Consider the following 10,580-nt stretch of genomic DNA (forward strand, 5'->3'; position numbering starts at 1 on the left):
CGCGTGGTTCACCAGTTAAAACAACGCGGTCGAATTAGAGAGCGTTAACGACCTCTAGAGAGCAGAGACATTCTCCTTGTTCGGCTGTTCGTTATTCCGCGAAGCAACCCAATCACAGATGATGTCCACAGCCTTCTCAACTGCCACCCCGTTAATCTGGGTGCCATCGAGGAACCGGAAGCTGACGGCACCTGCCTCAATGTCGCGGGCACCAGCCAGAATCATGAACGGAACCTTGGCCTGGGTGTGGTTGCGAATCTTCTTCTGCATGCGGTCATCGGACGTATCCACGTGGACGCGGATGCCACGAGACTTCAGCTGTGCAGCAAAGTCCTCCAGGTGTGGGATACAGTCATCCGCAACCGGAATACCAACAACCTGTTCCGGAGCCAGCCAAGCCGGGAAAGCACCTGCGTAGTGCTCCAATAGGACGCCAAAGAAACGTTCGATGGAGCCGAAAAGCGCACGGTGAATCATAATCGGGCGCTTCTTGGTTCCGTCAGGTGCGGTGTACTCGAGCTCGAAGCGCTCCGGCAGGTTGAAGTCGAGCTGTACCGTCGACATCTGCCAAGTACGGCCGATGGCATCGCGGGCTTGGACGGAAATCTTCGGACCATAGAAAGCGGCTCCGCCCGGATCAGGAACGAGCTCGAGGCCAGAAGCATCGGCAACGCGCTGGAGAATAGCTGTGGACTTCTCCCAAATTTCATCCGAGCCGACGAACTTCTTTTCGTCCTTCGTAGACAGCTCCAGGTAGAAGTCATCCAGGCCGTAGTCACGCAGAAGCGAAATGATGAAGTCGAGGACATTAGTGAGCTCTTCTTCCAGCTGATCCTCGGTGCAGTAGATGTGGGCATCGTCCTGCGTAAAGCCACGGGCTCGGGTAAGACCGTGGATAACGCCTGATTTCTCGTAGCGGTAGACGGTGCCGAACTCGAACATACGAATCGGAAGTTCACGGTAGCTGCGACCACGCGATGCGAAAATGAGGTTGTGCATCGGGCAGTTCATCGGCTTGACGTAGTAGTCCTGCGGAGCCTTGGTGCAGTTGCCGTGTTCGTCATATTCGCCGTCGAGCTGCATCGGCGGGAACATGCCATCCGCGTAGAAGTCCAGGTGACCAGACTTCTTGAACAAGTCACCCTTAGTTACGTGCGGCGTGTTCACAAAGTCATAGCCCGCTTCGATATGACGGCGACGGGAGTGCTGCTCCATCTCGTTGCGGATGATGCCACCCTTGACATGGAATACCGGGAAACCAGAACCAATCTCATCCGGGAAGCTGAACAAATCCAGCTCGGAGCCCAAACGGCGGTGATCGCGCTTCTCAGCCTCGAGCATGCGGTCGAGGTACTCGTCTAACGCTTCCTTGGACTCCCACGCAGTGCCGTAAACACGCTGCAGGTTATCTCGAGATTGGTCACCCCGCCAGTACGCAGCGGAAGAACGCGTGATCTTAAAAGCAGGGATGTAGCGGGTGGTCGGCACGTGCGGGCCGCGGCAAAGATCAAACCACTCGGTCTCGCCAGTACGCGGATTGACGTTGCGGTAGCCGGTCAAGGTCGTACCTGCACCACCGACGTCGACATTGGCCTCATCATCTTCGGACACCTTGCCGGCCGACTTTTCAACAATCAGCTCGAGCTTATACGGCTCGTCGGCAAGCGCTTCCTGCGCCTGATCGGCAGACTCGAACGCGAAGCGCTCGAATCGCTGACCAGACTTGATGATCTTCTTCATACGCTTTTCGATGCGCTTGAGATCCTCCGGCGAGAAAGGCTCATCGACACGGAAGTCGTAGTAGAAACCATTGTCGATGGCAGGGCCAATGCCCAGCTTCGTCCCAGGGAACTCCAACTGCACGGCCTGAGCCATCACGTGAGTCGCAGAGTGGCGGATGACATCGCGACCGTCCGGAGTATTCGCCGGAACGGGCTCGAAGACGGTTTCCACTTCTGGCTTAAAGGACAGATCCTTCAAATTGCCTTCAGGGTCGCGGACACAAACGATGGCGTCAACGCCCTTGTTCGGGAAACCCAGGTCTCTCATCGCCTCGCCCGCAGAAACTCCTGCGGGCACGGAAAACGGTGCTGGGGTTGCAAATTCTTCTGACACGGCGTGCGTGTACTCCTTTTCAAAGTGTCTTCGAAAATCACATACCTGGTGACCTTCGTCAGTCGTTCACACACTTTACCGCACGGTCAAAACTCAGGCCCCGAAAAGGTCCTGGGCCCAGTACTCCTCCTCAGAAGTTCCTCGTGGCATAACAAACACGGCGGATCCAATGTGGAAAATCCACTGATTGAGACGGTCGTTCTTGGACAGCCGCTCTTGAATCGGATTGAACTGCTCCAACGGGTCCTTCTGGAAACAAATGAATACCAGGCCGGTGTTGGTCTCGAATCGACCATTCGGTTCCGGTGGCAGGTCATAGTTGTAGACCCGTCGCAGAATCCGCTGATTAGGTTTCTCTTTCGGAGGCATTGACAGCGCAACATGGCTGTTCGGATCCGTCAGAGGCAGACCATATTCATCAGTCTTCGCCAGGTCGACGGTCTCAAACTCGTCCTTACCTCCAATTGGCGCGCCGGTGCCGATATCTCGGCCGGTAATAACAGTGCGGCTTTCGCGGTCCAACACATCCCAGCCTGGAATATCCATTTCGATACGGCGGACAACCATCGCTGTACCGCCCCGCAACCAATCCGGACCACTATCAATCCACACCTGCTTGTCGAATTCTTCACGAGTGCGCGGGTTGACCGTACCGTCCTTCTGACCGAAGAGATTGCGCGGGGTCTCGCCTTCCTGCGTAGAACCATTGGCGTGCTGGAAACCAGCTTGCACCCAGTGGACATCCAAATAGGAACCCGCATTTCGGATCATCATTCGTGCCGCATGAGAGACCATTACCGGGTCGTCCGCACAAATCTGCAGGCACAGGTCTCCGCCGTTCCACTCCGGGCGAAGCTCATCGTTAACGTATTTTGGCAGATCCCCCAGCCACTCCGGCTTCTGGTCTTCCCTATCGATGATTGTGAAGAAGTTTTCCCCATATCCAACTGTGATAGTCAGATTGGCCGGACTCCCCATGAGCTCGGGTTCCAAATCCGTTCGAGTAGCCTTGCCGGCTGTCATTCGGCGGGCATCATCCGTCCAGGCACGCATGAGGTTTTGAAGGCGATTGCGATCTACCCCCTTCTTCACGTTGAAGGCTATTAGCCATAGATTCGCCTGTGCGGGCGTCGCAATCCCCGCCTGGTGAGCGCCATCAAAAGGTACGGTTGCTGTCTGCAAAGGCGGTTTCGGCGGCTCTTCCTGTGGACGTTCCAACCCAATCGCCTGGGCTTCCGGCGCCCCCAGGGCGAGCGCTGAGGCTCCTGCGGCGGTGCCGAGCCCGCCAAGAAAACGCCTTCTGGAAAAGCCTTCGGACATTTTGTGCACTCTTACCTTTCTGATTACTTCGAACTGGAGCACATGAGGTGGCTGGGGATTCGCCAATTTTTTAATAGCTTCAGCGCAACCACTGGCCTATCCAATTCGACCGTATCGAAAACCTTTTTCGGAAAAAGAAAAGCGCCGGAGTTCGTTGCATATGCTGCAATAACCTGCCAACCCCAGCGCTTCTGCCACCATTAGATTCCAGTTAGTCAATTCCTCGACGTACCTGAGCTCACGCCCGCTTTACGACGAGCGATTACTTGACCAACTCGTCACAAGAATTAGTGACCCGAGTGATCCATCTCACCGCCGCCCATGTGCTCTGGGTTGTTCAGGTCACCGTCATTACCGTAGTCCTCTTCACCTGCTGGCTGGACGCGAACCTCAACGTCCTGGGTAATGCTAGAGCCGTCGGAAAGCTCAATGACGAGCTTGTATTCAGCTCCCACATCCATAGCTTCATCATTGTCCATAATCATGAAGTGAGTGCTACCCGGTTCGAGAACGAGTTCGCCATTAGCCGGAATCGTCAAACCTTCCGGCACCTCGAACATCTTGCCGTCCTTGGTGTCGTGCTGCTCGAACTTCGTGCCTTCCTTCAGCCCCTCAAGCTTGAAGGAGGAAACCTTGATGTCCCTATCGGTGTTGTTGGTCAGCGTACCGAAGATGGCGGTCATGCCCTTGTCAGCCGGCTTTTCCTTGATGTAGGCATCGGCCAGCTGCACAGCAGCATCGCTCTTCTCCATCTCAGAAGTAGCCGCGGTCGCAGCGGAGGTTGCGGACTCAGTCACCTCAGCAGCAGTGTTATCGTCGGACGAGCAACCTGCCAGAGCAAGGGTCAGAGCTGCGGAACCAGCGATCAGTGCAGTTGCAGTGCGATTGAGCTTCATGTGTCTATTTTGCCTTTCGATTAATAACGGTGACGACAGCGGCGATGATGACGATGAGTCCACCACCGAGGCCATAAGCCCATAGTGGTATTGACTTCGTTTCCTCGGCGTGCGCACCGGTCTGACGAGATTCTGCACCAACTTCAGTTGCGTCTACCGCATCCGGATCAGCCACTGAGAAAGTGGTCTTACCCCGAGTGGAGTGGCCATCCGAGGACGTGATCTGGAAACCAATGATGTAGTTACCAGGGCCTGGATTAATATCCTCAGGGATATCCAAAGAGACCTCGTTACCCACTACTTCTGGCTCATGAGAGTACAGGACTTTCTTGGCATCCGCATCACTAATTGCAACGGTGTTGAAATTGTTCTTGGGGTTACCAGAGAACTTGAGAGAAACGTGGTGCGGAAATTCATCGAGAACCTGCTTGTCGCCTGGCGTTGATGACATCACCGCGTCGTGAGCTACCGCAGGTGAAGCGGCAAAAATCGAGATAGCTACAGATACGGCAAGCGTGGCGACACTCGATTTAACAGCGCTCGACCTTCCCCAACGACTGCGTGAAGAATTCACAGAATCTACCGCTCCCCATTTATCTCATGGTCAGAATCCAGTTCATTACAAACCACTCCTAAGCTTACGCCAATAAAACCCATAGGGAGGGATGAAGCATCGAAGTGGTTCAATTACTAGTCGTAGCATCGAGGATGAAAGTTCCCGGTGAGGCCATGATTTTCCACTTTTGTTGTCAAAACCTATTGACAATTTGACCCCTGTCATAGAAAATCCCCTTATGAGACATTGCGTCTCATAGCCCTCTATCGCCGTGGTTGGTTCACTTTGCCTGCGCGGTGTCTCCACATAGACAGGAGCAGAACATTGACTTCACACATCGATGCGTCCCGCCGACGGTCGCGAACTGAGGCCATGGGGTTGCGCCGAGTGGCAGCCGACCCCCAGCTCAATTCCCAGGTAAGTCCATACTCATGGAAAGACCCGAAACGCTATCTTTGGTTTCTGGGGTTGATTCCTGCTGCAGCGGTACTTATTGCATGGGGCATCCACTCGATTCTCAGTATCTGGTTCACCGGGCTTGGCGCTGACTGGGTTTGGTGGGGCGGCCCTATTGTGGTGTTCATCATCATTCCGCTATTTGACTACTTTGTCGGCAACGATGGCTCCAATCCACCTGACGAAATCATGGCTCGACTTGAGGCGGACAAGTACTACCAGTGGGTGCTCTACGCTTACGTCCCTCTACAATATGGCTCTCTCATTGCGGCAGCGTATCTATGGGGCCGCGGAGACCTTTCCGTGTGGGACTGCATAGGATTGGCACTCACCGCCGGAGTCGCTTCGGGCATTGGCATCAATACAGCCCATGAGCTTGGACACAAGAAAGACAAGCTCGAGCGCTGGTTGTCGAAAATTACCCTGGCACCCGCGGCTTACGGTCACTTCTATGTAGAGCACAACCGTGGGCACCACGTTCGCGTCGCGACCCCAGAAGATCCCGCGTCAGCACGTTGGGGCGAAACCGTTTACACCTTCGTGCTCCGAAGTGGCTGGGGCAGCCTTCTTCACTCCATCGCACTTGAGAAAAAGCGCGCTGAAAGGCAAAAGCGCAGCTTCTGGAACCCAGATAATGACGTTCTCAATGCCTGGGCCATCACAATCGTTTTGTTCGGAACACTTATCGCAGTATTCGGAGTGCAAATTACCCCGTACCTGATTATGCAGGCGCTCATTGGCATTCTTTACCTGGAGACGGTCAATTACATCGAGCATTACGGCCTACGCCGAAAGAAGCTACCGAATGGTCGCTACGAACGGTGCCAACCTCGCCATTCATGGAACGCTGATCACATCGTGACAAATGTTTTCTTGTACCATCTGCAGCGCCATTCGGACCACCATGCTAATCCGACTCGTAGGTACCAGATCCTTCGCTCATTCGACGAGGCGGGCAATCTTCCCTCGGGTTATGCCGCCATGATCGCGGTCGCAATGCTTCCACCGCTGTGGCGAGCGATCATGGACAACCGTGTAATTGACCTTTCGGAAGGAGATGTCGAACGAATCAACGTCATGCCGTCCAAACTACCAAAGTTAGAGAAGGCTATTGCCGCACGACACCAGGCATAACAGGGAGGTTCAGCGGCCACACTAAGCGTTTGTACCGCGCGAATTTGCCCGCTATCTCTCCCCCAGTCCACTTCGCTATCCGAAAGGTTCACAATGCCATACAAAACCTACGAATGTCTCCAGTGCGGCTTCATCTACAACGAAGCTGAAGGCTGGCCAGAGGAAGGAATTGCTCCTGGCACTCGCTGGGAGGATATTCCTGACGACTGGTCCTGTCCCGACTGTGGGGCTTCGAAGTCTGACTTCGAAATGGTTGAGGTTTCCCCTTGAATCACGCAAACGTAATTGGGGCGGGCCCTGCTGGTTGGGCAGCAGCTCGCCAACTCGGACGAGCTGGGTGGTCAGTTGACCTCTATGGCCAAGAGCCACAGACCCCTTACAACCGAGTACAGGTTTCTAAGGCGTTTCTGACCAGTGAGGCCACACCTGTTGATTTTGCGCTAGGCGCACTACCTGAGTCAGTTACCTTACACCAAGGTGAGACGATCAAAGTCAAGGACGGCAGGCTCATTCGTTTCAATGATGGCCAGCACATAGAAGGACCTACAGTCCTCGCAACCGGCGGCACGCCTAAGTCACTCCCAGCGTTCGAGAATGGATTCGTGCTTCGCACATATAGAGATTCGCAACGTCTACGAGAGCATCTTTCCGGTGGCGCGCGCACAGTCCACGTCCTCGGCGCAGGGGTACTCGGCATGGAGACGGCTAGCGCATTGACGACCCTCGGCCACGAGGTAGTAGTCCACGATATAGCACCAGAGGTAATGCAACGATTCTTACCCGGTCAAGCCGCAAAGTGGCTCCGCCACATCCACGAAAGCCGTGGCACTCACTTTGCTTTGGGAACCTCCGCCGCATTGGCTAGCACCGATACCGTCGTAGTATCCATCGGCATTACTCCTAATACCGAATTGGCGAACAGCCTCGGTATCGAAGTAATGGATGGAATCGTCGTCGATGCTCTCGGCCGTACATCCAGACCTGGGATATATGCGGCAGGCGACTGCACTACTTTACGTATCGGCAATGACCATCGTCGGGACGAGGATCTAGCATCTGCCCGCGCGTCGGGCATACGTAGTGCTACGGGCATCCTCGTGGATGCTGGAGAAATGAAGAATTCCCCCTCCTTCGAGCTCCCTGTTTCCCGCCGCTGGAGCATGCAAGCAGGTCTCCGCGTCACCACCGTCGGAGACGTATCCTCCGGCGTAGAACACGTGGCCACCTCACCACTATCCGGGACATTCGAATCAGCGGTGGTTCGGGATGGCATTGTCATCGGCGCTGTCTCTATTGGAGAAAAGCCAAATCCTCGAGGCACTCTAGCTACCGTTGGCAAGCATTGGAACGACAAGTAGCGGGAATTACGGACCATTTCTCACACGCGCCGTTATCCTTGGCTCTGTGATGGGTAAGCGCAGACGAGACTCTATTAATTCATTTCAGGAAGACGACGGCGGTGGTAGTCCTCCACGCCGTCGTTTATCAGCGCAGCAGCGACGCGAAGAAATTCTCGACGCCGCTGCTGATTTTTATGTCTCCGGCCAACCGACGGATTTCACAGTTGACGACGTGATTGGAAAAGCCGGAGTTTCCCGCGCGACCTTCTATCGAATATTTCGAGGGCTCGAGGATCTCCGCGCCTGCATTATTGGTCGGATTGCTACAGCATTCCAAACTCGAATGTTTTCAGGTTTCGGATTCGACAATCAGTGGCTGGAGCTGATCGCTGGCATCAGGGAGTTTCTGCGCATCGCTGATATGTTTCGCTCTGATGTCATTTTGCTATTGGACAATCAGGGCCAGGGCTCAATTGCAGAGGGGATGCGCGATGCCGTGGCTGCCGAAATCTCTCGGCGTATCTATCCCATCGAAGAAACTCCGTTGGGTCGTCGGGCCCTTAGAGCATGGATAGCAGCTGCCGAGTACGAGGTACGTGATTGGCTACAACAGCGAGCCAACGACAAGAAAACTACGGAATCGGCAGACCTCATCACGAAACGGCTTGCGGGACTACTTGAGGCAGTGGTGTGCGAATACGAAGCTACATCCGACGATGTCTTCATCACCGAGCTCAAGCGAGTGCTGCAATCTGACCGGCGTATGGCACAAGCCGGCTAGATTGTGATTACGAGTTTGAAATCTGGGTTGTCGACGGTAGCTCGAGCGCGTCGGAACGAACAACGTATGTCTCTAAGATCACGTCATGTAGCACTAATTGACTAGTAGCCCAGTCGGGTAGCCCAAGAGCCTCACTCATAACCGAACGCACATCTTTGTCCTGGAGACTCTGGTAATCGAGGGAAATGGACGGGCCTTTCAATCCAGCCACCTCAGGACTTACAGTCATTTTCCGCACAATGATATGGAAGTTGCCATCCAAGATTGAGGCGCTCCCGGGACCCGTCGCTAATTGCACACCGCCGCCGGGGATGCTCAACCCCAGATTATTCAATTCCACTCGATTCGCGTCCAATCTAATTGCCTGCACGCTATCACCTGCCGGCATAGTCAGGTCGACAAGCGAAAAGTGAACGTTTCCGATAAGTCGAACAGAATCGGCTGTAATCATCTCGAGGGTATCCGAAAGCCCTAGTTCACCGGGTTGTGGCGTCGGAGCTTCCCGCAGGGAAATTCCATCCGCTTCGTCGACTAGAGAATTCGAGACACCGCTTGGTAATGGCGAATCTGTAATCGAGTTCCCTGGAGGCAGCTGTATTTCAGGCAGAGTTGGCAGCTGATTAAAGTTGGCAATCCCGGGAATCGGTAGTGGCGCGAAGCCAGGAGCTGCAGAAGCGTGCGGAGCTGGAGCTAACATGCCCATAAGAACGCCTCCCACAGCCAAAATAGTGCTTACGAGAAACTGCTTCCCCTTCGGCCTACTAGGAGTTTCTACGTCTTTCTGGTCCCCCTCGTCGCCAGTTTCCATCTCATAATCCGGGTACCATGACAGAGCTAAAGCTCCCCCAATCAGCCCCAGAACTGTGCCGAGTACAAATCCACCAAAATTCGATGTCGGAAGAGCGACAATGGACAGTACAAGAGCAGTGGTGCCCGTCAGAATCCTGGAGCTTCCGCCCGTCCAGGTTAAAACGCCGGCAGCGATGAGCAATAGCCCGATCAAAAGTGTCGACACACCCGAGAGTGTGGAAATACTTATGAGGATGCCCTGCACATCAATGGTCAGATACGCAGGAGTTAGCATAACCAGCCCACTGATAATCATGCATAGCCCTGCTCCGAAGGGTCTCATTCTGCGCCAATTGTTAAACCGAACGCTTAACGACGCCTTATTCTGTGGCCCAGCGGATGATTTAGCATCCATGACCTTCACCCGATTCCACAGTGACCTTGGCTCCCGAAATGGTAAGCGAGTCTGCAGCTAACGAAGTGACTTGCAAGCGCTGATTGCGAACGATCATCTGCGTAGCTACCAACCCCCAAGTCCCCCGACCGGCTCTACTGTCAGCTTGGCTTGCATCAATGCCGATCTGCGGATGGCTCATGGTTATGGCCCCATTAATATCCTTTGCACCTACGAGTAGATTATCCGCAGACAAGCTCTTCCCGGGAACAAGCAATTTGAATGTGGCTTCACCTACGCCAGGTATGTTCTTTATTGGTGCAGAAAGGCACACATCGGTGCCGGATGCCTTACCAAAGCGCAGCTTGGACACACCTTTTTCCGACTCCCCTGCCTTCTCAGCGCCAACGAAAAGGCTTGAGGAGTCTCCTACCAATTCGTCCACGGTCAGTGTCATCACGGTGCCAGACAGAGCAAGGTTAGCGGACAGTCCATTTTGAGCCATGGCGACGCCTGTACCACCAGCAACAAAGAGGCCGACACTCAAAATCCCAGCAAACCTGGCCTTCTTCACGTAACCCATGTTTACGGCACCCTCCTACCGCTCCAGCACAAACCTATATTTGAAAACCATAGGTTTGTTTACACACAAACGTTTTGTAGGAAAACGGTAGTCGCTATGAGACTTCATGTCTCAGCTTCCATGGAATTCAGCGAGCACCTGCGACACATCGCAGTTCGAAGTAACAAAAAAGAGCTCCCAAAAATGAACTGCTCCCCATTAGTTGGACTGAGAAAT

General features: G+C 54.2%; 10 protein-coding genes. 4 read left to right on the forward strand and 6 right to left on the reverse strand.

The window, feature by feature from the left end:
- Nucleotides 1–54: 54 nt before the first annotated feature.
- The 4 genes from thrS to HMPREF2857_RS05195 form a co-directional block, all read right to left on the reverse strand.
- Complete coding sequence (thrS, locus tag HMPREF2857_RS05180) at nt 55–2,049, reverse strand: threonine--tRNA ligase (protein WP_222865026.1); 1,995 nt, start codon at nt 2,047–2,049, stop codon at nt 55–57.
- A 159-nt stretch (nt 2,050–2,208) separates the two neighbouring features.
- Nucleotides 2,209–3,435, reverse strand: a complete 1,227-nt coding sequence (locus HMPREF2857_RS05185; protein WP_070643011.1) for a Dyp-type peroxidase — start codon at nt 3,433–3,435, stop codon at nt 2,209–2,211.
- Nucleotides 3,436–3,722: 287 nt separating this feature from the next.
- Nucleotides 3,723–4,331, reverse strand: coding sequence for a copper chaperone PCu(A)C (locus HMPREF2857_RS05190; RefSeq protein ID WP_070643013.1), 609 nt, complete (start codon nt 4,329–4,331; stop codon nt 3,723–3,725).
- Between the two features lie 4 nt (nt 4,332–4,335).
- Nucleotides 4,336–4,905 carry a copper resistance CopC family protein gene (locus tag HMPREF2857_RS05195; protein WP_049173016.1) on the reverse strand — a complete coding sequence of 190 codons (570 nt, stop codon included), beginning with the start codon at nt 4,903–4,905 and terminating at the stop codon, nt 4,336–4,338.
- Nucleotides 4,906–5,259: 354 nt separating this feature from the next.
- On the opposite strand from HMPREF2857_RS05195, the gene HMPREF2857_RS05200 reads away from it, so the two are divergent.
- The 4 genes from HMPREF2857_RS05200 (at nt 5,260) to HMPREF2857_RS11100 (ending at nt 8,598) form a co-directional block, all read left to right on the forward strand.
- Nucleotides 5,260–6,477 carry an alkane 1-monooxygenase gene (locus HMPREF2857_RS05200; protein WP_049173049.1) on the forward strand — a complete coding sequence of 406 codons (1,218 nt, stop codon included), beginning with the start codon at nt 5,260–5,262 and terminating at the stop codon, nt 6,475–6,477.
- Between the two features lie 93 nt (nt 6,478–6,570).
- Nucleotides 6,571–6,747: a rubredoxin gene (locus HMPREF2857_RS05205; protein ID WP_049173018.1), complete on the forward strand. Its 177-nt coding sequence runs from the start codon at nt 6,571–6,573 to the stop codon at nt 6,745–6,747.
- Nucleotides 6,744–7,835, forward strand: coding sequence for an NAD(P)/FAD-dependent oxidoreductase (locus HMPREF2857_RS05210; protein WP_049173020.1), 1,092 nt, complete (start codon nt 6,744–6,746; stop codon nt 7,833–7,835). Before HMPREF2857_RS05205 ends, HMPREF2857_RS05210 begins: the two co-directional genes overlap by 4 nt.
- Nucleotides 7,836–7,884: 49 nt before the next feature.
- Entirely contained in the window at nt 7,885–8,598 is a 714-nt protein-coding gene (locus tag HMPREF2857_RS11100; RefSeq protein ID WP_141752731.1) for a TetR/AcrR family transcriptional regulator, read from the forward strand.
- A gap of 7 nt (nt 8,599–8,605) precedes the next feature.
- Here the strand turns inward: HMPREF2857_RS11100 and HMPREF2857_RS05220 are convergent, their stop codons facing one another.
- Nucleotides 8,606–9,703, reverse strand: coding sequence for a DUF6114 domain-containing protein (locus HMPREF2857_RS05220; protein ID WP_053087330.1), 1,098 nt, complete (start codon nt 9,701–9,703; stop codon nt 8,606–8,608).
- Between the two features lie 88 nt (nt 9,704–9,791).
- Nucleotides 9,792–10,364, reverse strand: a complete 573-nt coding sequence (locus HMPREF2857_RS05225) for a DUF6230 family protein (protein ID WP_049173023.1) — start codon at nt 10,362–10,364, stop codon at nt 9,792–9,794.
- Nucleotides 10,365–10,580 lie beyond the last annotated feature (216 nt).

This window comes from Corynebacterium sp. HMSC076C10 (assembly GCF_001812455.1).
GTDB classification, from domain to species: domain Bacteria; phylum Actinomycetota; class Actinomycetes; order Mycobacteriales; family Mycobacteriaceae; genus Corynebacterium; species Corynebacterium jeikeium_D.